Below are 25564 nucleotides of genomic sequence, written 5' to 3'. Positions count from 1 at the left end.
TAAAAAAAAGTAAGATTCGGCTATAATTATTACACATAAAAAATAAAGCGATATTGATTATATCGATTAAAAAGTAATGGATGCTTTGGGGATTATGTGCTGCTTATGTCAAAATTATTTAAATTTGGTTTAGATGTTGGTTCCACAACAGCGAAATGTGTTGTACTTGATGAGTTTGACAATTTTGTTTATACCAATTACGTTCGTCATAATACACATATTGTGGCGACAGTCCTCAATTTACTTAATGAAATTAAACAAAAGTTTGGTAATGATATTTGTCTATCCGTCAAGGTAACGGGTTCGGCTGGTATGGGAATATCTGAAAAAGCCGATATTCCTTTTATCCAAGAAGTGGTGGCGGCATCTGAAGTTGTGCAGCGCAACTATCCCGAAGTCAGAACCTTAATTGATATTGGCGGTGAAGATAGTAAGATGATTTTCTTCTTTCCCGATCGCCCGCCCGATATTCGAATGAACGGAAGCTGTGCGGGTGGGACAGGGGCATTTATCGATCAAATGGCAACCTTATTAAACACGCCTGTTCAACAATTTGATCAACTCGCTCAACATCATGACAAGATCTTTCCGATTGCTTCTCGTTGTGGCGTTTTTGCCAAAACCGATGTCCAAAATCTCATTAGTCGTAATGTCTCAAAAGAAAATATCGCCTATTCTGTTTTACATGCTGTTTGTATTCAACTCGTTAATACCTTAGCACGTGGTTATGATATCGTTCCTAAAGTGATGTTAATTGGTGGTCCATTTTCCTTTATTCCAACCTTAGGTAAAGCAGCGCTTAATACGTTGAAATTAGGTGAAGATCAGCTAGTTGAAACGCCTTATCCAACATTGTTGTCTGCTTGGGGAGCGGCAATTCATCCGATTGAACGTGCTGAACTTTCAATTAATAGTTTTATCGAGAAATTAAATGCTTCAACAAAAATTGCAGTGAATCAATCTTTTCGATTATCTCCTCTTTTTAATGAAGCCTTATCATTTGATGACTGGAAAAAAAGACGGAAATATATCGATATTCCTCGATTAAATATCGCAAATTATAAAAAGCAAAATGCTTTTTTGGGCATAGATAGTGGTTCAACGACAACCAAAATTACGTTAATAAGTGAAGATGATGAACTACTGTTTACTTATTATGCCCCCAATAACGGTCATTCAATTAGTGCACTGATTAAAGGATTATCTCAATTAAAAAAAGAAATTGAGACATCCAATAAAGATATTGTGATTTTGCGTACGGGTGTCACCGGTTATGGCGAAGAGTTATTAAAAGCCGCATTTGGTATTGATGATGGTTTAGTTGAAACGATGGCGCATTTTGCCGCAGCAAAGCATATTGATCCAGATGTCAGTTTTATCATGGATATAGGTGGTCAAGATATGAAAGCCATTTTTATTGCCAATGGTGTGGTTAATCATATCGAACTTAATGAAGCTTGTTCATCAGGGTGTGGTTCCTTCATTGAAACTTTTGCTAAATCATTAAACTCAAATACCATTGATTTTGCCGATGCGGCCTGTCAATCAACTCATCCCTGTGATTTAGGTACACGCTGTACTGTGTTTATGAACTCTAAAGTTAAACAAGCCCTACGCGAAAATGCCACCATGGGGGATATTTCGGCTGGACTTGCGTTTTCAGTGATTAAAAATGCAATTCATAAAGTGCTTAAACTGCACGATATGCGTAAATTAGGTAGTAATATCGTCGTGCAAGGTGGAACCTTTAAGAATCCTGCTGTTTTTCGAGCCTTAGAACAATTAACCGGTGCGCAAATCACCAGCTCAAATATCCCTGAATTAATGGGCGCCTATGGCTCGGCTTTAGTGGCAAAAAATCATTTTGTTGAAAATAATACACCTTCACAATTTATTGGGCTGGATAACTTAGCAAAAGCTGAAGATAACAAAGCGAAACCTTCTCGCTGTAAGGGGTGCGAAAATAATTGTGATATTATGATCTACCGTTTTGCCAATGGACAAAAATATTATTCCGGTAATAAATGTGAACGTTTCTTAAGTAATAATCAATATAAAGATAATCATGCCTTTAACATGTTTGATTATAAAAACACGCTCTTGTTTGATCGAATCACTGTCGAAAATCCTCAAGCAAAAATTAATATAGGCATACCTCGTGTTCTTGGACAGTATGAAAATTTTCCTTTTTGGCATACGTTATTGACTCAAAGTGGTATCAACGTAATACTTTCACCTTATTCGACCCATAAAATTTATGAACAAGGAGCAGGTACAGTGATGTCTGATAGTATCTGTTTTCCTGCTAAATTAGTACATGGGCATATTATGGAATTAGTTGGTCAAAAAGTGGATCGTATTTTTATGCCTATGGTCGTATTTGAATCATCCCAGTTTGATAATGTAGTAAATAGTTTTAATTGTCCTATTGTGAGTAGTTATGCAGAAGTCATACATAGTGCTATCAATCCAGAATTAAAATATGGTATTCCGATTGATTATCCTGTGATGAATTTCACGGATATGAAGTTACTCAAAAAAAGTTGTGTTCAATATTTACGGTCATTAGGTATAGCGAAAAAAGTCATTGATAACGCCTTTTCGGCAGCATTAATGGCACAGTCCCAGTTTAAACAGAATCTTTACAACAAAGCGATTGAAGTATTAGATAATGCCAAACAAACAGGGCGATATGTATTTATTTTAGCAGGACGGCCTTATCATAGTGATAGTTTAATAAACCATAAAACACCTGAAATCTTAAATGCGCTTGGTTGTGATGTGATTACTGAAGATTCTGTATTAGGTGGCATTAGCCAGTTATCGCCAGAACTTCAAATTTGTTCACAATGGAGCTATCCGAATCGTTTATATGCAGCCGCTTCATTCGTTGCAGAGCAACCCAATAATATCCAATTTGTTCAACTTAATTCATTTGGTTGCGGGCCTGATGCTATTGTTACCGATGAGTGTAAAGCAATTTTAGAATCAAAAGGTAAAACCGGTACGATAATTCGTGTTGACGAGATTACCGCAACCGGTTCTGTCAGATTACGTTTACGTTCCATTATTGAATCGATACGAATGAATCATCAGCAACCGCTAAAAATAGTTGAACGTAAAAAAACGGCTATTTTTAACAAGCAAGATAAGCAACGTCGAACCATTTTAGCACCGTTTATCTCCGATTTTTATTCTCCGCTCTTAACGCCAATTTTTGCGTTATCGGGTTATAAACTGGAAACATTACCTAAACCAGATAAGCGTTCAGTCGAATGGGGATTAAAATACTGCAATAACGAAATCTGTTATCCGGCAACAATTATTGTTGGGGATATTATTAAAGCACTGCGTTCAGGAAAATATGACCGTAATGATGTAGCAATAGGGATAACTCAAACGGGTGGACAGTGTCGAGCGAGTAGTTATTTATCGTTGATCAAAAAAGCGATGATCAGTAATGGTTTTGAAGATATTCCCATAATTTCACTTAGTACTGGAAATATTCATGAAATAGAACAACCTGGCTTTAAGCTAAATTGGTTTAAAACATTACCGATAACTTTTTTTGCGATGCTTTTTACTGATTCACTATCAAAAATGTATTACGCTATTGCGCCAAGAGCGAAAGTTAAACAACAAGCTGATCAGCTTAAAGCGCTTTATATGCATAAATTGCAACAACTTATTCAACAAAAGCAAAGTAAAAAGGCCATCTTCGAACTATTAACGCAAGCCGTTCTACACTTTAATCAAATTGAAACACACCATAAAGATTGTCCACAAATCGGTATAGTGGGCGAAATTTACGTTAAATATAATAGTTTTGGTAATCAACACAGTGTTGAATGGTTAGTCGAGCAGGGTATTGAACCGGTTATTCCACCAATGATTGAGTTTTTTGCGCAATGTTTTGTTAATTATGATAGTAATGTCAATAATTATCTCTCATCAAAGAGTTATATCTCTTATCTAATATCCTTTTTTGAAAAGATTGCATATCGGTATATTGATAAAACAAATAAAATTTTGTCCCAATTTAAGTATTATCAACCTTTCCATAGTATACGTGATATGTCTAAAAAGGCTGAAGAAATCTTAAATCTGGCGAATCAATATGGTGAAGGTTGGTTGATACCTGCTGGCATCATGACATTTGCTGAACAGGGAATTAACAATGTTATTAGCCTGCAACCGTTTGGATGTATTGCGAACCATGTTGTATCTAAAGGTGTTGAAAAACGAATGCGAGATCTTAACCCAAAACTCAACTTACTTTATTTAGACTTTGATGATGGTGCAGGTGAAGTTAATGTGCTTAATCGTTTGCATTTTATGGTAAGTTCATTAAAGTATACCCAGTTACAACGGATTGTTTAAATGTTAAAGTACATGACGATTCAGTGTAAGTAATAGTAAAAAGATAATTTATAAAAGGATTGTTTGTGTTATCAATTTATCAATTAAAATCACGATTTCAATCGTTACTTCGTCCCTGCGTTGAAAAATTCTATAATGCGAACATTACCGCTAATCAGGTCACCTTATTCGCTTGTATGGGCTCTATTTTTATCGCCTTGATTGTGAGTTATTTTATTGAATATCTTTGGCTATTTTTCTTAATTCCAGTATGGATGTTTATTCGAATGGCGCTCAACGCCATTGATGGCATGTTAGCACGAGAGTATCATCAAAAATCTAATTTAGGCGCATATTTAAATGAAATAACGGATGTTATTTCCGATTGTGCGTTATTATTAGTATTTATTCAGGTGCCAAGTGTCAATACTGGTTTAGTGATATTGATTGTGTTACTGTCTTTTTTAACTGAATATAGTGGTGTTTTAGGGTTACTAATTGGTGCATCCAGACGGTATGACGGTCCAATGGGAAAAAGCGATAGAGCTTTTATTTTTAGCTTAATCAGTTTAGGTATTGCTACCGGTTTGTTACCATTGAATTGGATAAATGCGTTATTAGGGATAATTATTTTTTTACTCATATGGACGACTGTGAATCGAATTCGAAAAGGTTTGCAAGAAGCTAAAATTTAACAAGGAGTTGTCGATGCGTCAACAGCAACAAAAAACATTCACAAGCCATGATGGTTGCCAAATATTTTATCGCTACTGGCCTGCAATAGATGCCGATATCCAACCCAATCAAGCGATTGTGCTTTTTCATCGTGGACATGAACATTCTGGTCGAATAGCGCATCTTGCCGACGAACTTGAATTACCTAATTTTCACATTTTTGCATGGGATGCCCGAGGTAATGGACAATCAGAAGGTGAACGAGGCGATGCCCCCAATTTTGCTACGCTGATCAAGGATGCGAATGCTTTTATTGAACACATTACCCATGAATATAGTTTAAGGCAACAAGATATTGCAATTATTGCACAAAGTGTGGGTGCCGTCATTGCGAGTGCATGGGTGCATGATTATAGCCCCAATATTCGGGCATTAGTATTAGGTGCGCCTGCTTTTCGTGTAAAACTTTATGTTCCTTTGGCCGTACCTGGTTTAAAATTATTATATAATCTGAAAGGTAATTTTTTTGTTAATAGTTACGTTAAATCTGGATTATTGACTCATGACAAACAACGAGCAGAATCATTTAATCAAGATCCATTAATCACTCGACCAATTTCAGTCAGATTGCTACTTGATTTATATTCTGTAGCTGATCGTATTGTTAAAGATGCTAATGCAATAACAGTGCCGACTCAAATACTTGTTTCTGGTTCTGATTTTGTTGTCAGACGTAAACCTCAAAAACAGTTTTATGAAAATTTAGGTACTATTCAAAAAGAATTTCATATCTTGCCTAATTTTTATCATGACACGTTTGGTGAACAAGAACGCCATATCGCTATTGAAAGAGCAAGGCGTTTTATAATAGGGTGCTTTGCAAATCAACCGAATATTCCTTCTTTGGTTAACGCAGATCTTGTTGGTTACACTAAGCAAGAAGCCGATAATTTATCATTGCCTGTGAAGGGAATAGTTAAACCTCTTTACTGGAAATTCATCAAAGCTAATTTAAAATATGCCAGTAAAATTTCTGATGGTATCAAACTTGGAGTTGAAACTGGGTTCGACTCAGGTAGCACATTGGATTATGTTTATCGTAATCAACCTTCAGGAAGCTCAAAATTAGGTCAGTTTTTTGACTATATTTATTTGCAATCAATGGGTTGGCGAGGAATTCGGCAACGTAAAATGCATCTTGAAGAATTATTAAAATTAGCCATATCGCAATTACAAAAATACGATAATATCGTCAATATTGTTGATATAGCAGCAGGCCATGGACGTTATATTCTTGAGACAATTAATCAGTTAGCCAAGAAACCTGATTCAGTACTCCTTAGAGATTATAGCGATATTAATATTCGTGATGGTCAAAATTTGATTAATGAATTGGGCTTAAGCCACTTTGTACAGTTTAAAAAGGGCGATGCTTTTAACAGACAGCAGTTAGCTGACCTATCGCCTAAACCAACATTAGCTGTCGTTTCTGGTTTGTATGAATTGTTTAGTGATAATTCATTATTACGTGAATCTTTATCGGGTTTAGCGGATGCTATCCCCAAAGGTGGATATTTAATTTATACCAATCAACCTTGGCATCCTCAACTTGAGTTTATTGCCCGAGCATTAACTTCACATCGTGACGGACAACCATGGATAATGCGCAGACGGACACAACTTGAAATGGATCAACTTGTCATGGCAGCAGGCTTTCGAAAAGTCACAATGCGTATTGATCAGTGGGGGATTTTTACGGTGTCATTAGCTCAGCGCATTGATTAATTGATTAACGTTATGATGAAGCAGGGTTCTATTCAATTAAACATTAGCAAATGTTTATGGCTTATCGGGTTAACGGTATTTTTCTTTGCTAGTTACAATTTTAGCAATGCATTCACAGCTGAACGTAATGATGTCAGTAGCATTGTTTTTGATTGGGAAACGATCATACCACTTTGGTCATGGACGATTGTACCCTATTGGTCGATAGACTTAATGTATGGACTTGCTATATTACTAGCAAAATCGAATCAGTCATTAAAAATACTTTGTTTTAGATTATTAACCGCACAAATTATTTGTGTCTGTTGTTTTCTTCTTTTCCCACTTAAATTCAGTTTTGATCGTCCAGCTATGGACGGATTTTTTGGTTTACTTTTTGATATTCTTATGGGATTTGATAAACCTTTTAATCAAGCCCCATCATTACATATCACATTACTTATTATTTTATGGCAGTTCTATGCTAATTATTTTCAGACTTTTTTCCGTAATATTTTGCATATTTGGTGTTTGTTAATTGCGCTATCGGTATTAACAACCTGGCAACATCATTTTTTTGATATCCCAACTGGTGTATGGGTGGGGTGTTTATGCATATGGTTATGGCCTAATGATGGTATATTTACCCTAAAATTAGCGTTTTTATCAAAACAGTACCGTTGGGCTTTTATTTATTGTTGTTTAACTCTATTAACCATGAGTTTGGCCATTTATATGATGGGTTGGGGACTTTGGTTATTTTGGCTTTCTGGGGCATTTTTGTTGGTCGCGCTTAATTATTTATTGATAGGTGCAAAAGGATATCAAAAACAATCTAATGGGCATTTTTCACTCGTCGTTATTTTATTATATTTCCCTTATTTTATCATTATGTGGATTAATTCATGTTTATGGACGATTCGGTACCATCCAAACAATTTCATTGAGGATAACGTTTATTTAGGTAGAATTCCTTCAACGTACTATCTGAAACACAATCAATTTACAACTATTGTTGATTTATGTGCAGAACTGCCGATAGGTCAATTTAAAGGTAATTATATGCTAATGCCCATTTTGGATATGACACCGCTCACGCAAGCGCAATGTCAAATGACGGCTGAAATCATTGAACAATATCGACTGCAAGGTCGATTGTTAGTCTGCTGTGCATTAGGTTATTCAAGAAGTGCGACAGCAGTTATTGCGTGGTTGTTGTGGACTCATCGAGCCAAGGATGTTGATGATGCGATAGCTAAGGTAAGAACATGTCGGCGTAATATTATTATTTCAACTAGACAACGGTTAATATTAATAGAATGGAGCAGAAATCTACATGCTGAAATCTGATCATAATAGAAAACAGTTTCACATCAATCAAACTGAAATTGTGACATTGTGTAGTTTGCTTTCTTTAAGTAAGCAAATTAATATTTTTTCTGGGTTTTTAACAATTTCTGCGCTGGTCATTGGTTTTATTTATCTGGCAATTAATGATTCGAATCTGATAAGTTTAATCTGTTTTTTTGTTTTTATTTTAGGTTTAATAAGTCAATATTATGCACTTAGGACTAATTTCGATATCAAACTTTTTGAATATTTGACGCCATATATTCATGAACCCTCAATAGTGTTGAAAGAGTTAGATCATGCGCTTGTAAAATTAGGTTTAATCAAATCTGATCTTTCTAAATCTCGAACAATGTATGAGCGCGAAAAAGGGACATTACGACTTTTTAAAATTCAATTAGTGACAGTGATGATCCAACTTTTACTATTTATAGGCGGATTTGCCAGTCGTATTATTTATAATTTATTGTAAAATGATTTCAACATTCATTTTTAAAGTATTAAAAAAATCAGCAATTTGAGGGAATAGATGTCTAACTATCAATACCATACTTTATTGTTATTTTTGGGCGTTACTCTATTTTTAATCGTTGCGTCGTTAATTGGTCTCACGTTAAAACATCGAATTCGATCCCCTAATCGCGTTATTGATAATTTAAATACTCGCATTAATGCGTGGTGGGTCATGGTGGCGATTTTAGGTACTGCTTTTTTGATCGGAAAATTAGCGGTCATTTTTTTATTTTTTGTGGTATCGGGTTTAGCATTACGAGAGTTTCTTAATCTGACCAGCATTAGCCGATATGATTATTACGTTTTAATATTTGCTTTTGGAATAGCGTTGCCGGCGCAATATATTTTAGTTGCTGTTTCATGGTATGGTCTATTTAGCATATTCATTCCAGTATATGGTTTTTTAATTCTTTCTATTTTAGCCACAATTACCGGATCCTCATTTAAATTCTTAGACAGAACGGCCGAAGTACAATGGGGATTAGTCATCACCGTATATAATATCTCTTGTGTACCTGCCTTATTGTCACTCCAAATTGATAACTATCACGACCGAAATTTATTACTTATTGCTTTTTTGGTGTTAGTTGTTCAAATGTCAGATGTTTTGCAGTATGTCTTTGGTAAATTATTTGGTAAACATAAAATTAGCCCTAATCTATCACCATCCAAAACAGTGGAAGGATTTATTGGTGGTATAGTTACAACCAGTTTTATTGGTAGTTGTCTGTTTTGGATTACGCCATTTAGTTTTTTTCAAGCTGGTTTAATTTCTCTCATGATCACCTTGCTTGGATTTTTTGGCGGATTAGTTATGTCTGCCATAAAGCGTGATAGGGGGGTAAAAGATTGGGGTAACCTAATTGGCGGACATGGTGGTGTACTTGATCGTTTTGATTCAATCTGTTTTGCAGCGCCTGTTTTCTTTCATGTAGTCAGATATTATTGGGCATAAAATAGTATTAAGTTTAAATTAATAAAAAGCTTTGTATAAATTATAAAAATTTATATCTAAAAATGAGCAAAACAGATTATTTTATGATATAAATACTAGGTATTGTATTAACTTAAGATAGAAAGAAGGACTTAGTATGTTAAAAGAGCAAATGGTAGTAAAAAATTCAACCGGTCTTCATGCGCGCCCAGTAACGGCATTAGTTAAATTAGCCGGTCGCTATAAATCATCAATTGAGCTTGTTTATAACGACAAAGCAATTAAATTAAAAAGTATGATGGGATTGCTTGGAGCAGGTGTAAAAGGTGGTTCCACTGTTGAAATCATCTGTGATGGAGAAGACGAGCAAGCTGCAATGGATGAAATCCGCGAATTATTTGCTACTGGTTTTGGTGAATAATTGATAAATCTTTATCAAAACAGAATGTTATAAACATATCTATTCCGTCGACTTAGGTCGACGGAATGGTTTTAAAAGGGCGAGAACTGATTACTTTTAAGTAGAACTATTTGAAAAAATTAAGCTAATCTTTGATGATTGAATTTAATTCGTGTGGATCAATAGATGGCAATAATTTTGTAAAACCCTTAGTTAAATATATCAGATAGAAAAATCCAATAGCGAGCCAAATTAAACCAACTACCATGGCTGTCGCATCTAAACTAGTCCACAACCATAAAGAAAGTAAAACACCAATTGCCGGTAAAAGACCATATTTGATGATTAACGCTAATGTTTTGGTTTGACCTTCACCTAAATAGCTTTTAATTACACATAAATTGACAAAAGTAAATGCGACTAACGCCCCAAAGCTAATCATTGAAACAACCAATGTTAAACTTAACACCAACGATAATAATGAAAAACATGCCACAAATATTATAGATAAATAAGGTGTTCTAAAACGAGGGTGAATACGATAAAAGATCTGCTTTGGTAATACACCTTCACGACCCATTGCATAGAAAATTCGTGAAACACTGGTTTGTGCAGTCATTGCAGAGGCAAATACACCAGTTAAATAAGCCGCTTGGAAGAAGTTATACATAAACTCTCCACCTAACCGGCTAATATCGCCCACACGACGAACAACATCTAAACTTGCGGTATCTTTATTCTCTGCAAAATCAGTCCAATTTGGATAGGCTAAATGAGCACAATAAGAAACGATTAAGAAGATACATCCAGCAATAAGGACAGTCCAGATAATTGCTCTTGGTAACGATTTTTGGGCATCATTCGATTCCTCTGCTAATGTCGCAATAGCATCAAACCCTAAAAAAGCAAGACATAATATTGCTGCACCAGAAAGTAATCCGCTAAAATCGCTAGCATTAACTAATAATGGTTTCATCATAGCATCAGGCGTTAAATTAACGTTTGTAAATGTCAAAAAGATAAATAAACCGATAAAAATCATTTGAATGATGATCAAAGTGAAATTAACCGAGTTAATTAATTTGATTCCCAAATAATTGAGTAAACTTACGCCAATTAAAGATCCTAAAACAAATACGGGTGCAGGAATCGCTGGAAACGCTTCGTTTAAATAAATACCTAAAACCAAATAATTTAAAATTGGTAAAAAAAGGTAATCTAAAATTTGAGCCCAACCAACCAAAAAACCGACTTTTCCACCAAAAGTACGTTGAACATACGAATAGGCCGAACCAGCAATAGGAAGTTTATTTGCCATTCGGCAGTAACTCAATGCTGTGAAAAAGATCATGGCAAGGGTAATGATGTAGGCTATAGGTAAGTGTCCATTACTTGTAACAGTGACTTCCCCATAAGTGGTAAAGATCCCCAAAGGAACCATATAAGCTAAACCAAATGCAATCAATGCAGGTGTGGTTAAAACTCGTTTCATTTTTATTGCGGACATGACTAACTTTGCTCCTCTGTCCCAAAAAACAATAAAAAACTACTAAGTATAGTTTTGCCTTTTTACCCGCTAAAAGCGGCAGGGAATTCTCCCACATTATTCTAATTATGCAAGTTAATTTTTATTATATTGACATTAAATTATGCAAATTTTGAATTAGATCATTTAATATGAATTATTTCTAAACAAATCTTAATAAAAATAGATTGTTTAAACTCGTAGACCATGACATATATTTATGTTTAGCGTTCTATTGTGGATAAGCATAGAAGTACAAAAAATGAAAAAGCCAAGGGTTATTAACATTCAAAAGTTATTACATTTTTAATTGGTGAAGAGGGCAATTTGATATAAAGTAGTGAAAAAAATATATCTATGGTTAAATACTTCTCTAATAACAGTGACATTTTTATATGTGCCCCAATAAGTTTAGTTGGCGTGTTAACAATATTACCAACTCCATTTACCCATAAGCCATTTAAAAATGCATTGTTAACGAGTAATAGAGAGTAAGTCTATTTTTGACTTTTCTTGTCAGTAGTTAAAATAAAAAAATATTATATTTTAGTAGTTTAAGGAAAACTAATGAAAAAAATACTATTTATTGTATTAACAGCATTATTATCGACGACGGCTTAAGCTAGTAATTGCGTTATTGATTTTGCTCTAGAAAAATTTGATAAAGCTTTTATTGCTTGTAACACTGAGGCTGAGCAGGGAGATAGTACAGCTCAGTTTAACTTAGCCCTTCTGTATGACGAAGGTAAGGGAGTCGAAGTCAATAAAGAAAAAGCGCTCTATTGGTACACTCAAGCAGCGGAACAGGGGCATGATAATGCGCAATATCATTTAGCACGTATATATGAATCAGGAGACGGTGTCGAAGTTAATAAAGAAAAAGCGCTCTATTGGTATACTCAAGCGGCAAAAGTAGGGTATGTTTTGCCGCAATTAGAGTTAGTATATATGTATGACCAAGGTAAGGGTATAGAAGTCAATAAAGAAAAAGCACGATATTGGTATTCTAAAGCTAAAGCAGAGGTAAAAGATAATTTGAATTTGGCTCGCGTGCAATATCATTTAGCACGTATATATGACGAAGGTAAAGATGCTGTCAAAGTCGTCAAAGTTAATAAAGAAAAAGCGTTCTATTGGTATACAAAAGCAGCAATACGAGGGCATGAGTATGCGCAATATGATTTAGCGCGTATGTATGATAAAGGTGATGGTGTCGAAGTCAATAAAGAGGAAGCGCTCTATTGGTATACAAAAGCAGCAGATTGGGATATTGCTGAAGCAATGTATAGATTAGGCATTATGTATGATGAAGGTGATGGTGTTGAAAAAAATAGCAAGTTAGCTAGTAAGTATTTTGAAAAAGCTTATTATCTAAAATTTAAAGAAAGTTGTGATATCTTTTTTAAGGAATGAATTAAACATTATTCCTATATAAGGAGATATATGGTGTTGATATCTCGTCAACGCTGATTTCTAATTTCTTTATATTCAAAGTGTCAAAACAAGAAGTAGGAAAAGGTACTAGCTGCTCAAATAAAAATAGCAATTGACATCATGAATTTACTTTAATATCTGGAAAAAATAAACGGCGTCCTAAGGTTATATTTGACGAGCTGGGTATGCTTATGTTGGAACAACCCGAACCAGTCGAAAATCTGACTATTTGGGTTTTATCAAATTTGAAAAATCTACGTTGGGATTTTAATATTATTGACCTTTCAAATTTTCCAAAACTAGAAAACCTTAATATTGGATACTATTCTGGAGTTACGGGTTGGGAAAATCTAAAATTGTTAAACCGATTAATGATTGGTGGTGTGGAATCTGAAGATTTATATTTTTTAAACAAAACTGATAGTTTAGAATACTTACGTCTTATAAAAGGAAAGTTTACTACAATTAGGGGGCTTGAAAAATGTGATAAACTCAAAACTATATTTATTCAAAGTTGCAATTCTTTAATTCACGTAAAAGAAACAATAAAACAAATGAAGAATATTGAAAATTTAGTCATAGAAAAATGTAATAATGTGGACTTAAAAGGAATTGAGTTAATAGGATTAAAAAACATATCTATTATCTAAGATTTAGAATGTAACCGAAGAACAAGTTAAATGTCATTAAGTTCAAGGAAATTATGGAAAAAAATAGAGTAATAGAAAAATTAAGTTGGATATTTCAATCTCCTTTATCAACTCCCCAACCAATGAGAAATGGATTTAAGGAAGAACAATATCTTTTTTTTGAAAATTATGTTCATTTTTTACAGGATAATGGATTTACTACAAAAGTGATTTTAAAAAAAGGAGAAAAAGCAAATGATGATTCTCAAATAACGGTTGGAGATTTGACAGAAGAGGGATTGAAATTTTATATATTTGGAATTAGAAAATGGAGAGAAAAATATGACAGAGTAAAAAATAAGGATAAAACCATTAATGACTTTGCATTTATTGAGAAAAAATTAAAAGAGTTTAGAGAAAAACAAAATCAATAAATAACAATACTAAAACCAAATTTTACAAGTCGAATTTCTTAGTTACTTATTACTTAACTGGTCTTAAAGTTCCCATTTCGAGTTAGTGAGAAGATCTTTAACAAGCCAAGATATAGATACAAGATGTCTCAATGCATTGATTCAAGAAGATTTTGGATAATTTATAAATTAATGAGAATGAAAATGAAAATATTTAGCACCGCACCAGAGGGTAATGAGATGGCAGACATGGTAAATGCTCGTTACTTTAATTTGGCGATAAAACAAATTGAAGAAAATGCAGAATGGTTAAAGACCGCAACAAAGCCAACACAAGCGCTTTTGGCGAATATTGATATATTAATTATACTTGCTAAAAGGTTTACTGTTGATGCCAATTTATTAATTAAAAAAGACAGAGTCCAAGAGTGGAAAAAGATATTTAATGAATGGTTTGAACGTGTAGGAAGTAAAATACCTGCGAAATACAGGGACGGAATAAAAGCAAATGGCGATGAACTTTTTAAAGAGTTAGAACAATATGGACACTAAAAATTTTAAGGAATTAATTAAGCCTTTCTTTTGGGTTGAACACGAAAAGAGTGTTTCGGTATGCTTAAATGTTGGAGAATACAAAGCTGAAATTTTCCAAACAAGAGAAGAAGAAGGATTTGAGGGTAACGGTTACGATTGGGCTTCTTTAGCAAAAGTATTTTTGGAGGAACAAAAACCCGAACTAATAGAAGTCGTTAAGTTTGACCCCGAAGCTGGAATGTTTTGTGCTTATTCATCAAATCACGATGCTCTAAAATTCTTTATAATTGCATTCAAAGAAGCCTGCGAAAACGAAACCTTAATACAAGATTTATTTTCAAGAGCCGAATTAGATTAGAAAATACGTTTTAGAAACAATAAAAAACCGCTTTAATCGAAGCGGTTTTTTTTAATCTCTTTCCGCTCCAAAGCGGAATAAAAAAGGGGGCAACTCAGGGGAAATGGATCCGTTTTGAATACGACGCTTTAGGAAGAAGAACAGCGAAAATTGTAAATACAAAGATTTATCGCTATCTTTGGGATGGTAATGCAATATTGCATGAGTGGTTTTATCAGAATGAAAGGCGTCCAAAGGTTATTTCTGATGAGCAGGGAATGCTTATGGTGGAACAACCCGAACCGGTTGAAAACCTGACTACTTTGGTTTATGAGGAAGGAAGTTTAGTACCCACTGCAAAGCTATATGAGGGCAAGTCCTACTCGATTGTATCGGATTATTTGGGCAGACCCGCTCAGCCCTATGATGACAAAGGTGAATTGGTTTGGCAGGTAGAATTTGACATCTATGGAAGAATACGGTTAAATTTATTTAACAATAAGTCGTTTATTCCGTTCAGGCAACGGGGCAGTATGAGGATGTAGAAACGGGGCTTTATTATAATCGTTTTAGATACTATGACTCTGAAAGTGGTTGCTACATAAGCTCCGACCCCTATTTCTATTGCAGGGGGCTTAAATACTTACGCTTACGTGAAAGATCCCAATACTTGGACTGATGTATTGGGATTACAGTGAGGGCAAACTTCCTTTTTAAAAGAAGGTTTTCAAGTGATTGGGTTGCACCCCATGTTAGTTATGCTCCAGAAACTAATACTATGAAAATGCAACTTGTCAGACAAGATGTTCACTCAAAATTAAGCCACGTTAGAGGAGTTAAAGATTACAGAGAAAAGCATAATGGGGAAGGATATGAACAAACCAAGAAAAAAAACAAAAGCTGAATGTAAATCATAAATCTTGAAAATGGATAATATTTTTTTTACGAACCCAAATTTAAAATTTCAAGTTTCAAATGGACGTTTAACAAAAGAACAAATTGAAAGTGTAATTGCACAAGACTTTAAGGGCAAGAATGATTTTGTCCATTTTATCTTTTACAGAACGGAGTATATTTTACAGAAGGAGCAGAAATAAGTACAGAATATCTCCCTACAGATGAAGACGAATATTATGAGCTGGAAATAGAAAGTATTTATAGAATTGACCAAATACAAAAAATATGGGAAGCAATAAAAGAGCGTTCATCTGAAGCAAAGAAATTTATGGAAACTCATTTTCCATTTGCTGGAAATGCTGGCGGAAATGTTTTTTTTATTGAAATTCCTACAGGAATAGTAAAGTATGTTTCTTGGGAATATGACCTTGAAGAAGGTTTATATAATGTGGTAGCAAATTTTAAATCTTTCTGTTTGGCAATAAAACCTTTGGAATAACTGCGTGTCTATTTAAGATAAAAGAATTTTAAAAAACCGCTTCGATTGAAGCGGTTTTTTTTGTACCAAAAAAGAAAAAAAGGGGGCAAAAAAAGGTGTGGCAAAGCCACGCATTTATAAAAATTGCTCAGCAAAATTTGGTTTCTTGTCCGTTTTTTGGCTGTCGAAACCGCCCAAAATAAAAAGTTATTCACAATTATACTAAATCTCATTACTGTTCTTGGGTACCGCCTTTTTACACACTATCAATTTGTATTTGGGCGGTTTAGCGTTTTTTTGTTTTTTCAGAGTCTTTCGAGCTGTTTTTAATTCGCAATTTTAATAATTAGGATGTGTAAAGCTATCTTTCTACTGCAAAGCTATGCGAGGGCAAGTCCTACTCGATTGTATCGGATTATTTGGGCAGACCCGCTCAGGCCTATGATGACAAAGGTGAATTGGTTTGGCAGGTTGAGTTTGACATCTATGGAAGAATACGGTTAAATTTATTTAACAATAAGTCGTTTATTCCATTCAGGCAACTGGGGCAGTACGAAGATAAGGAACTAGACGGGCTTTATTATAATAGGTTCCGATATTATGACAGTAATACGGGAACTTATATAAGCCAAGACCCTATAAAACTTGAAGGAAACAACCCGAATTTTTATGCATATACGTTTGACTCTAATTCGGAAGTTGACCCGTTGGGGTTGATGGCTACTTCGTGGAATGACTTTCAAAAAAGATCAAAAGGTTTATTTAATAAAAATAAAAAGGCATCTGATGCCTATAAATTATTTAAAGCTAAAGATTGGAAAGGTTTGGAAGATTTTATGGGGAATGGATCATGGCCGCCTAATTCAAGGTTTTACAAATATTGAAAAAGTAACTTTATCAGTAGGAACTCAATTGGATAGGTTTGGTCATGAAGGAGGAAGATTTCTTGCACCTTTAGGAGCTAGTTTTGAATCAAGAGCTCTCCCTATATCTTCTAATGTTCCAAGTGATTTAAAATTTTATAAAGTTATAAAACCTTTACAAGTTGATGCTGGACCTGCAATACCTTGGTTTAATCAAAAAGGTATGGGAACACAGTATTTTACAGGTGAAAAAAATATAGCACAATTAATTGATGAAGGATATTTAAAACGTATTACATGCAAATAACAAGATTAAATAAATTAAATACTAAACACAAAACGATATTTGATGGTACTTTAGATTTATTATATAAGCAAATATTCAATTATGAGATTGATAATGAGAAAATTACGGTTTTATTTTCTGATTTTGAAAAAAATTATCTTTCGACATTTTCATTGTTTTGTAAATCATTATTACTGAATAGCTTTTTTATTGATAATGAAAATAAAGAATCTCTATATTATGAAATTGTAAATAAATTAAATTTAAAGTCAAAAATTCCTGAATATAATAATCCTACTGGTTTAAAATATTATTATGTTAAAAGTTTTGACTTTTCACCATGTTTTACTATAAAAAGTTTAAATGAAAAATATCTTTTATTCTGCTTTGGTGTTTCTGAATTAAATCCAGGTAGATACGTAATATTGTATCAGGGTATTCTTGAATTAACAAAATAAATTTAAAAACACCAACCATAAAGGTTGGTGTTTTGTTTTAGTATAATTCTTATACAGTTTATCTAAGAGTTCCCATTCAGAAGAAGAGAGTATGGATGTAACAAGCAAAAAAAGATTATGAAAGTCTAAAGGACTATGGCAGAGCGTAAACCCCTTGCATTCCGTTTCCACTAAAAGAGCCTTTGCCCGATATTACATAAAGATTTAAGGGTAAAGCCTGAATTCTTATTTACAGGAATATATTTAAGTTATGGTAAAGTAGTAAGAATTCTTAAGAATTAAGGATTCTTTTCCATTTTTATTCTGAACTCAAACAATACGATAAAATACGAAAAAAAAACGCTTGAAAATTCTGACCCTCCCAAATGGCAGCAAGGTGACTGGGAATACCAATGGCAGGGCAACGGAATGTTACAAGCAGTACGCAATCCTCAGGGGAAATGGATCCGTTTTGAATACGACGCGTTAGGAAGAAGAACAGCAAAAATTGTAAATACAAAGATTTATCGTTATCTTTGGGATGGTAATGCAATATTGCATGAATGGTTTTATGAGTGTGAGCGACGTCCTAAGGTTGTATCTGACGAGCTGGGAATGCTTATGTTGGAACAACCCGAACCGGTCGAAAACCTGACTACTTGGGTTTATGAAGAAGGAAGTTTAGTACCCACTGCTAAGTTAAGCGAGGGCAAGTCCTACTCGATTGTATCGGATTATTTGGGCAGACCCGCTCAGGCCTATGATGACAAAGGTGAGCTGGTTTGGCAGGTAGAATTTGACATCTATGGCAGAATACGGGAAGATATCTTTAACAATAAGTTATTTATTCCGTTCAGGCAACTGGGGCAGTATGAGGATGTTGAAACGGGGCTTTATTATAATCGTTTTAGGTATCACGATAGTAATACAGGAACTTATATAAGCCAAGATCCTATAAAACTGGCAGGTAATAACCCGAATTTTTATGCCTATGTACACGATACAAACACTTTGATAGACCCTTTCGGTTTAAGTCCTATTCCTATTGATAGATTTCCGTCTTGGATGCCGACAAAGCAAGGGTATCAAAGACATCACATAATACCGTACAGTTTACGGAATCATACTCTATTCCAAAAATCGGGATTGGATATTAATAATGCTACAAATATGAAGTATTTACCAGTAGCCGAAGGAATAGACCCTAACCCAAACAAATCTTTACACAAAGGATTCAATTCCGTACACGCAGATTATAATGATATAATGGGCAAAAGACTTGATGCTCTTGAAAGGGTTGCAACAAAAGAAAATGGAGTCCAACGAGAATACAAACGGAGATTCACAATTTACAACACCGGACAAGAGCCGAGTTAGATTCAGGTAAATTAAAATGTCATTAGATTATGTTATATGAATTAAGAACAAGTATTTTAAATGAGTTAGCTATTGTTGATTTGTCGAGCATCAAAGAAAAAGATTATGAGGAATATTATAATTATTTCATTGAGGGGCTTAATGATAGAAAGTTCCTTGAACATAAAAAACTTGTTTTTACAGCTCAACAAGGATATAACAGTAATAATATAGAGAAGATTGATTATTTAAAATGTTCTTCGCCTGTTCCTATTTTTTCTCAACAATTTGTTGAAATATTGCAGGACAAGTTAAGGCAGGATATGGAGTTTATTCCCTGTAAAGTTATCTGTGATAATATTTCGTATGATTTTTATGTAGGTAGGATTTTAAATTTCATACAACTAATAGACAAAGAAAAATCAGAATATTATGAGTTATCAGAGGGCGAAAAAATTATGGATATTCCTGTTTTTAGTAGTTCCGTCAATACCGATTTTTATATAGCTCGTGATAGTGAAGAAAAAAATCTATATGCAATTACAGATAAAATGAAAGAGGTACTAATAGAACATAATTTCAATATCAAACTAAAAGAAGTTTAAGACTTTAACCGCTTTCTTCAAAGCGGTTTTTTTATCTCTTTCCGCTCCAAAACCGGAAGAAAAAGGGGGCAAAAAAGGTGTGGCAAAGCCACGCATTTATAAAAATTGCTCAGCAAAATTTGGTTTCTTGTCCGTTTTTGGCTGTCGAAACAGCCCAAAATAAAAAGTTATTCACAATTATACTAAACCTCATTACTGTTCTTAGGTACGAGCTTTTTACACACTATCAATTTGTATTTGGGCGGTTTAGCGTTTTTTTGTTTTTTCAGAATCTTTCGAGCTGTTTTTAATTCGCAATTTTAATAATTAGGATGTGTAAAGCTATCTTTCTACTGCAAAGCTATGCGAGGGCAAGTCCTACTCGATTGTATCGGATTATTTGGGCAGACCCGCTCAGGCCTATGATGATAAAGGTGAACTGGTTTGGCAGGTGGAGTTTGACATTTATGGCAGAATACGGGAAGATACCTTTAACAATAAGTCGTTTATTCCGTTCAGGCAACTGGGGCAGTATGAGGATGTTGAAACGGGGCTTTATTATAACCGCTTCCGATATTACGACAGTAATACAGGAACTTATATATGCCAAGACCCCATCGGTCTGCAAGGAAATAACCCGAATTTTTATGCTTATGTGAGTGATACAAATACAGAAGTGGATATATTTGGATTAAGTAAGTATAATCCGATTGAGGTTTTAGGAAGAGAAGTATATCAAAATCCTGTTGATTTTGGCGGAGGTGTTCCAACATTTGTTGACCCTATTGTAGGGAAAACCAATCCTACTGTACAAAAATTACTTGATGCAGGGGCTTCAAATTATGATTTGATGAGTAAAGGAAAGACCCCATAGGTCTTGCCGGGAATAACCCTAATCTTTATGCGTATACCTTCGACTCCAATACAACGGTCGACCCGTTTGGGTTGGATATAATAAATGGTGTTCCTCAAAACCCAGGTGTTGTTAGACGTTTTATGTCTAAAGCTGAATTTAAAGAATTTAAGAAGAATGGATTTAAATTCGATCCTACTGACTCAAGGGGAGGAATTAGCTCTACATCAACAAGTATTAAACCTAAAAATCCAGATGCCATTAAAAATAGTACAGGAGCATTTGGTGCTGATTATTATGTCGATATTAATACTAAGGATAAAAATGTAGAATTAAAAGGTCCAACAAAAGGAGGTATACCTGATTGGAAAATAAAAGATGATGTCACTTGGGGGACGGATGATATTTTAGAATATGGTAAAGTTTGTAAATAAATAAAGTATGTTAGATTTAAAAATATTATCTGATGAGTATACAAAAGCTCAAAATGAAGCTAAAGATTATCTTAGAAATATAGATATTGAGCATTTTGATTATTTAAAAAATAAAGATATCTTACTTAAACTAATTCATAGTAAACTTTTTGAAGCTAAAATATTCGAAGTAATGTTACACTTTGATAAAGATGAAGCAATTAATTTTTTAAAAACAGTATATTTAGAAGGTAACCCTAGAAATAAAGTATCTTTTTCGACTAATTTAGATGTAATGTTAGACGATTACAAAGAAATATTAGGAAAAGATGAGTATAACAAATTAATAGATAGCCTATCAAAATCTACTAAAAATTTTTATCCAATAAAAAAAGCGATTGAATTTGTAGAGGATGAATAGCTTAAATAAATAAGATTAATTTTAAAATGAGCTAGCAAAAAAAATTAAACAAAATAAAAGTTGGCTTTTTTTATTTAAGAATTCTTATTTAGTTTGTCCAAGAGTTCCCATTCGCTTTTAGGGATTAACTCTAAGAGTAAGAATACCGTTATTAAAGGTGTGGATGTTTGGCAATAAATAAATATTATAAAATGGAAATTGCAAAACAAATAATTGATTCAAGTCAATATAAAAATTTAGTTGACAATATAAAGAAAAGTACAAGGCTAAAAGTTCTTAGCGAATATAGAGATGCTGTCGCAAGTCGTGATGAACAAAAGATGAAATTGGCAAATTTGTCAAAAGAAGAAGCAATGAAATTACTCGAAATGGATAAAGATTTTTTCAATAAATTTGTCTTATATAAAATGCAAAAATTTGAAAATGCAAAAATTGATGAAGAATATCCAAATGGAGAAGAGCCTGAACAAGAAAATGATAATGAAACAATACTTGGTTACTCAAAAAATTTTTTACTCCTTTATCTAATTGAATATTTTTTGCTTAAAACTAATCCTTCTGGATTAGAGCCTTATCTAAAAGCTACTCGTATTCCAAATGCAAAAAAATATGAAAAAGAACTAAAAGAAATTTATAGTAAACTTTAAAACAAAACCGCTTCGATTGAAGCGGTTTTTTTGTATCAAAAAAAGAAAAAAAGGGGACAAAAAGGTTTGGCAAAGCCACGCATTTATAAAAATTGCTTCACAAAATTTGGTTTCTTGTCCGTTTTGGGCTGTCAAAACAGCCCAAAATAAAAAGTTATCCAAAATTATGCTAAATCGTTCCAATCCCTTTACTGTTCTGCGTTTCCACTTTTTACACACTATCAATTTGTATTTGGGTGGTTTGAGAATGGTTTTTTTAATATTTTTGGCGGTTTAGCGTTTTTTTTTCAGATTTTTTTGATCTGTTTTAGTTCACAATTTTAAAAATTAAGATGTGTAAAATTATCTTCCTACAGCTAAGCTATGTGAAGACAAGTCCTACTCGATTGTATCAGATTATTTGGGTAGACCCGCTAAGGCCTACGATGATAAAGGTAAGCTGGTTTGGCAGGTAAAATTTGACATCTATGGAAGAATACGGTTAAATTTATTTAACAATAAGTCGTTTATTCCGTTCAGGCAACTGGGGTAGTATGAGGATGTAGAAACGGGGCTTTATTACAATCGTTGTAGATATTATGACCCTGAAAGTGGAATTTTCTTCAGTTCCGACCCTATCTCTATCTCTATCTTAGGGGGATTGAATACCTACGCCTATGTTTCCGACTCTAATGCACTTACGGATGTATTTGTAACATATATGAAAATATTTAATGATAATGAAGGGATCTATATAGGTGATAATAAAATATCAGCTACTTGGATTTTTATTGGAAAAGATGAGAAATCAGAAGCAATTACTTTATTTGAAAATTTATTTAAGGGTTTCGAATTAAATTTTGGAATCTATGAAGAAACTAATTCTACAATTAATCCTAAAATTGATTTTTCACAAAAAGCTTTTGGTAAAAAAAAGCTAGATTTATTTATTAAGAATAGAACTCAAAACTATTTTATAGAGATAGATGGTAAAAAATACTATATAGATTTTTCTAAATTAGATACATTAGAATTATGGGAATACTTTTTCAAATTTATATTTGATGATTTTTTCTATTCACATTTACTACTAAAAATAACTAAAAAGGATCATGTTGAGAATTTATTAGACTTAAAAGATCAAATCTATAGTTCTTCAAATGTTCTTTTTAAGAGCTATTTTAAATTCAATAATAATACAGTATTTAATTTAATTTTTGGGTATTCTCATGATGGTAAAAAAGTATTTGTGTTTTTAAGTGATAAAAAAATAAATGGTAAAAGTTATTTTAATCCTAATATTACAAAAAATGAATTTCATAAAATTTATACAAATGTAGTTTTGTTTAGACCTTTTGATGCACACATAAAAATTTATACTGATAATCGTTAGTGTATTCAAGTAAAAGATTGAATTCCAAAAAAATAAAATAAATAAACAAGCCAACCTTTAGGGTTGGTTTTTGTTTTTTTAAGAGTTCAACTATTCAGCTTATCCAGTAGTTCCAGTTCATCTTCCGGGATAAGTGAGCGTAGAAGTTGTAGGATATTGTAAATATCCCATTTATTGTGTTCTGTATATTCCGGAAAGGAGAGGTCTGCCAGCAGGGCAGTTTGGGTTATTTTACAGAGAGATTTGAGGGTAAAACCTAAGTTCTGGTAATCGGGAATAGATTTTAGTTTTTCTAAAATCGTTAAAAACTCTTTGGGGTTTAGGTTTTCGTTGTCATTGAAAACATTTTTGTTTTTCATAAAACTTGTGTTTAGGATAAAGAACCCATATAGTTTAGGTGTCCTGCGCCACAAGTGCGCCGAGAGACTTTCGTACAGCTCACACCCTGCCATATGGGAGTTTTTTTAAGTTTCATAAATCTTGTGTTTAGGAGTCGTAAAAGTAGATAAAAAAACTAACAAAAAAACTTCTTTGTTTTTTAGACAAAGAAGTTTTTATTTCATTATAATGGTTAATTCCTTTTAGGAAAAAGCCTTTTTAGTCTTAAAATTCTGAATTACATTATCTACTTCTTTTTCATAATCGGTTTCGATATTATAATCCTGAAACCGGCTTATATATTAGCCAAGATTCTGTAAATCCCATTTTTGAATATGATAGTAAATTAAATAATTCAGTAGGATTACTAAAAAACAATCCAGTAGCAGAATCAATTGAAGCAATAAGATTAGTTCGAATGAAAGATCTCCATGTAAATATTTAAGAAAGATTATTAAAACAAGGCACACATGCAGATGCTGTATTTACATTAGGTAATAGACGTTTATATGCAGCAGGAACAAAAATAAATACCAGATGGGCTACTCCCGAAGATTTAGCAGAAATAAATCTTAATAAACGATTTAGTACAGATATGCGGGTAAATCAACAAAAATAAAATGTAATTAAATATTATGGAATATCAAGCTATTAAAAAAAAAGAAGTTGGAATCATTAATGGAAGAGATGCTATTTTTTTGGATGATTTCAGACAGAAATTTAATTCAGAATGTATTTGTGTTTTCAAAGGGAAGTTTAATTCTAAATTGATTGAAATAAATTTTGAAAAGGAATATATCCCTTATATATTTTATTTTTCTCATATTATTTATTATCAATGTTGCGAATTAGATACTTATATAAATGAAGCAAAGATGGATTCATCTTTTGATTTAGTTCATAATTCATATCTAATAGAAGAATTAAAAAATGGACGTAAATCTTCTAAGATATAAGAAAATCATAGGCACTATGTTTTACAAACATATGATTGTGTATATGATATTATTGCAAAAGATTATAAACTAATAATAGAGTAGACCCTACTTAATATTATTTTTAAGTAAATTACAAAGTGAGAATAACAAACAAATTAACTCAATGAGTCGTCTTGTTATTATGAGCATAAGTTTAGACAATTAGTATATTATGAAGACGAGTAACTAGACGGGCTTTATTACAATCGGTTTAGGCATAACGACAATAATAAGGGAACTTATATAAGCCAAGATCCGATAGGATTAGCAGGTAATAACCTGAATTTTTATGCGTACACGTTTGATTCTAATTCGGAAGTTGACCTGTTTGGGTTACTGAATGAATTTGAGATAGCAGGTTATGGTAGTGTACTTCATGCTAAAGATGGATTATCTGCTCACGAACTACTTCAAATGCATGGTTACGTAATAATGGCGTTGTTAAAGGCCGAATGTCTGGCATTGCTAGAACTAATCCAGCTATTGCTCTTCAAGAAAATATGATGCATAAAACAATTTCTAAATTACAAGCAAAATATGGTTTACATAATCCAAATATATTAAAAGCCCAAACTGCGATACAAAATATCAATAGAAATACAGCTATAATCAGACGTGGCATATATGAAGATTTAGTTAAAAAAGAGGTTGGGAACCTTCTAATGCTAAAGATTTTGCAAATAAAAAAGCTTTAGAGTTAAGAGAAGAAGCTATAAATTTTGCTAAAAAGAATAA

The 25564-nt window shown here is 33.1% G+C and carries 27 protein-coding genes and 5 pseudogenes; 30 read left to right on the top strand and 2 right to left on the bottom strand.

Annotated features, from left to right (window positions below):
• The first annotated feature begins 105 nt into the window (after positions 1-105).
• The 7 genes from GYM75_RS06710 (at position 106) to GYM75_RS06680 (ending at position 10016) form a co-directional block, all read left to right on the top strand.
• The gene (locus GYM75_RS06710) at positions 106-4380 is read left to right on the top strand and encodes an acyl-CoA dehydratase activase-related protein (protein ID WP_220215204.1); all 4275 of its coding nucleotides are present in this window, start codon (positions 106-108) and stop codon (positions 4378-4380) included.
• Between the two features lie 65 nt (positions 4381-4445).
• Entirely contained in the window at positions 4446-5054 is a 609-nt protein-coding gene (locus GYM75_RS06705; RefSeq protein ID WP_220215203.1) for a CDP-alcohol phosphatidyltransferase family protein, read from the top strand.
• A gap of 13 nt (positions 5055-5067) precedes the next feature.
• Positions 5068-6819, top strand: coding sequence for a bifunctional alpha/beta hydrolase/class I SAM-dependent methyltransferase (locus GYM75_RS06700; RefSeq protein WP_220215202.1), 1752 nt, complete (start codon positions 5068-5070; stop codon positions 6817-6819).
• Positions 6820-6831: 12 nt separating this feature from the next.
• Complete coding sequence (locus GYM75_RS06695) at positions 6832-8148, top strand: phosphatase PAP2/dual specificity phosphatase family protein (RefSeq protein WP_220215201.1); 1317 nt, start codon at positions 6832-6834, stop codon at positions 8146-8148.
• Positions 8135-8620 carry a hypothetical protein gene (locus GYM75_RS06690; RefSeq protein ID WP_220215200.1) on the top strand — a complete coding sequence of 162 codons (486 nt, stop codon included), beginning with the start codon at positions 8135-8137 and terminating at the stop codon, positions 8618-8620. Before GYM75_RS06695 ends, GYM75_RS06690 begins: the two co-directional genes overlap by 14 nt.
• A 57-nt stretch (positions 8621-8677) precedes the next feature.
• Positions 8678-9616 (top strand): phosphatidate cytidylyltransferase, encoded by a 939-nt coding sequence (locus GYM75_RS06685; protein WP_220215199.1) that lies wholly within the window; start codon positions 8678-8680, stop codon positions 9614-9616.
• Between the two features lie 136 nt (positions 9617-9752).
• Positions 9753-10016 carry an HPr family phosphocarrier protein gene (locus GYM75_RS06680; protein ID WP_065558280.1) on the top strand — a complete coding sequence of 88 codons (264 nt, stop codon included), beginning with the start codon at positions 9753-9755 and terminating at the stop codon, positions 10014-10016.
• 124 nt (positions 10017-10140) lie between these two features.
• Here GYM75_RS06680 and GYM75_RS06675 read toward each other — a convergent pair whose 3' ends face one another.
• Positions 10141-11502 carry an APC family permease gene (locus tag GYM75_RS06675; protein ID WP_220215198.1) on the bottom strand — a complete coding sequence of 454 codons (1362 nt, stop codon included), beginning with the start codon at positions 11500-11502 and terminating at the stop codon, positions 10141-10143.
• Between the two features lie 654 nt (positions 11503-12156).
• Here GYM75_RS06675 and GYM75_RS12425 point away from each other — a divergent pair.
• The 20 genes and pseudogenes from GYM75_RS12425 to GYM75_RS06580 form a co-directional block, all read left to right on the top strand.
• A pseudogene (locus GYM75_RS12425) lies at positions 12157-12426 on the top strand (tetratricopeptide repeat protein); the annotation flags it as partial.
• An 18-nt stretch (positions 12427-12444) separates the two neighbouring features.
• On the top strand, positions 12445-12933 hold the full coding sequence (locus GYM75_RS06665) for a tetratricopeptide repeat protein (protein ID WP_220215197.1): 489 nt from the start codon (positions 12445-12447) through the stop codon (positions 12931-12933).
• Positions 12934-13145: 212 nt separating this feature from the next.
• On the top strand, positions 13146-13604 hold the full coding sequence (locus tag GYM75_RS06660) for a hypothetical protein (RefSeq protein ID WP_220215196.1): 459 nt from the start codon (positions 13146-13148) through the stop codon (positions 13602-13604).
• Positions 13605-13657: 53 nt separating this feature from the next.
• Positions 13658-14017: a hypothetical protein gene (locus tag GYM75_RS06655; protein ID WP_220215195.1), complete on the top strand. Its 360-nt coding sequence runs from the start codon at positions 13658-13660 to the stop codon at positions 14015-14017.
• A gap of 183 nt (positions 14018-14200) precedes the next feature.
• The gene (locus GYM75_RS06650) at positions 14201-14548 is read left to right on the top strand and encodes a hypothetical protein (RefSeq protein WP_220215194.1); all 348 of its coding nucleotides are present in this window, start codon (positions 14201-14203) and stop codon (positions 14546-14548) included.
• A complete protein-coding gene (locus GYM75_RS06645; RefSeq protein WP_220215193.1) occupies positions 14538-14888 on the top strand; it encodes an immunity 51 family protein in 351 nt (116 codons plus the stop codon). Before GYM75_RS06650 ends, GYM75_RS06645 begins: the two co-directional genes overlap by 11 nt.
• Positions 14889-15151: 263 nt before the next feature.
• Positions 15152-15412, top strand: coding sequence for a hypothetical protein (locus GYM75_RS06640; RefSeq protein ID WP_220215192.1), 261 nt, complete (start codon positions 15152-15154; stop codon positions 15410-15412).
• A gap of 23 nt (positions 15413-15435) precedes the next feature.
• A pseudogene (locus tag GYM75_RS12420) lies at positions 15436-15546 on the top strand (hypothetical protein); the annotation flags it as partial.
• A gap of 414 nt (positions 15547-15960) precedes the next feature.
• Positions 15961-16263, top strand: coding sequence for a hypothetical protein (locus tag GYM75_RS12415; RefSeq protein ID WP_370632167.1), 303 nt, complete (start codon positions 15961-15963; stop codon positions 16261-16263).
• Between the two features lie 398 nt (positions 16264-16661).
• A pseudogene (locus GYM75_RS12410) lies at positions 16662-16946 on the top strand (RHS repeat-associated core domain-containing protein); the annotation flags it as partial.
• A gap of 28 nt (positions 16947-16974) precedes the next feature.
• Positions 16975-17412: a TNT domain-containing protein gene (locus tag GYM75_RS06620; protein ID WP_255556758.1), complete on the top strand. Its 438-nt coding sequence runs from the start codon at positions 16975-16977 to the stop codon at positions 17410-17412.
• Positions 17403-17849, top strand: coding sequence for a hypothetical protein (locus GYM75_RS06615; protein WP_220215188.1), 447 nt, complete (start codon positions 17403-17405; stop codon positions 17847-17849). Before GYM75_RS06620 ends, GYM75_RS06615 begins: the two co-directional genes overlap by 10 nt.
• Before the next feature lie 408 nt (positions 17850-18257).
• Positions 18258-19205, top strand: a complete 948-nt coding sequence (locus tag GYM75_RS06610; protein WP_220215187.1) for an RHS repeat-associated core domain-containing protein — start codon at positions 18258-18260, stop codon at positions 19203-19205.
• A 29-nt stretch (positions 19206-19234) separates the two neighbouring features.
• Positions 19235-19789, top strand: a complete 555-nt coding sequence (locus GYM75_RS06605) for a hypothetical protein (protein WP_220215186.1) — start codon at positions 19235-19237, stop codon at positions 19787-19789.
• A gap of 379 nt (positions 19790-20168) precedes the next feature.
• Positions 20169-20642, top strand: a complete 474-nt coding sequence (locus tag GYM75_RS06600) for an RHS repeat domain-containing protein (protein WP_305053822.1) — start codon at positions 20169-20171, stop codon at positions 20640-20642.
• A gap of 122 nt (positions 20643-20764) precedes the next feature.
• Complete coding sequence (locus GYM75_RS06595) at positions 20765-21055, top strand: hypothetical protein (RefSeq protein ID WP_187755194.1); 291 nt, start codon at positions 20765-20767, stop codon at positions 21053-21055.
• 7 nt (positions 21056-21062) lie between these two features.
• Positions 21063-21455 (top strand): hypothetical protein, encoded by a 393-nt coding sequence (locus tag GYM75_RS06590; RefSeq protein ID WP_220215185.1) that lies wholly within the window; start codon positions 21063-21065, stop codon positions 21453-21455.
• Between the two features lie 167 nt (positions 21456-21622).
• Positions 21623-22102, top strand: coding sequence for a hypothetical protein (locus GYM75_RS06585; protein ID WP_220215184.1), 480 nt, complete (start codon positions 21623-21625; stop codon positions 22100-22102).
• A 544-nt stretch (positions 22103-22646) separates the two neighbouring features.
• A pseudogene (locus GYM75_RS12405) lies at positions 22647-22775 on the top strand (RHS repeat-associated core domain-containing protein); the annotation flags it as partial.
• A gap of 27 nt (positions 22776-22802) precedes the next feature.
• Entirely contained in the window at positions 22803-23474 is a 672-nt protein-coding gene (locus tag GYM75_RS06580) for a hypothetical protein (RefSeq protein WP_255556757.1), read from the top strand.
• An 86-nt stretch (positions 23475-23560) separates the two neighbouring features.
• Here GYM75_RS06580 and GYM75_RS06575 read toward each other — a convergent pair whose 3' ends face one another.
• Positions 23561-23833, bottom strand: a complete 273-nt coding sequence (locus tag GYM75_RS06575; RefSeq protein WP_220215183.1) for a hypothetical protein — start codon at positions 23831-23833, stop codon at positions 23561-23563.
• A 654-nt stretch (positions 23834-24487) separates the two neighbouring features.
• Between GYM75_RS06575 and GYM75_RS06570 the strand changes: the two genes are divergently transcribed.
• The 3 genes and pseudogenes from GYM75_RS06570 (at position 24488) to GYM75_RS06560 (ending at position 25524) form a co-directional block, all read left to right on the top strand.
• Positions 24488-24808 carry a hypothetical protein gene (locus GYM75_RS06570; protein WP_220215182.1) on the top strand — a complete coding sequence of 107 codons (321 nt, stop codon included), beginning with the start codon at positions 24488-24490 and terminating at the stop codon, positions 24806-24808.
• A 225-nt stretch (positions 24809-25033) separates the two neighbouring features.
• Positions 25034-25333 (top strand): annotated as a pseudogene (locus tag GYM75_RS12400) (hypothetical protein); the annotation flags it as partial.
• Positions 25282-25524 carry a hypothetical protein gene (locus tag GYM75_RS06560; RefSeq protein WP_220215181.1) on the top strand — a complete coding sequence of 81 codons (243 nt, stop codon included), beginning with the start codon at positions 25282-25284 and terminating at the stop codon, positions 25522-25524. The pseudogene GYM75_RS12400 and the gene GYM75_RS06560, both read left to right, overlap by 52 nt.
• The last annotated feature ends 40 nt before the right edge of the window (positions 25525-25564 follow it).

The sequence above is a fragment of the Gilliamella sp. ESL0441 genome (genome assembly GCF_019469185.1).
GTDB lineage: Bacteria > Pseudomonadota > Gammaproteobacteria > Enterobacterales > Orbaceae > Gilliamella.
Note: the sequence above shows the minus strand (reverse complement) of the source record. Positions and strands in the feature narration are given on the sequence as shown.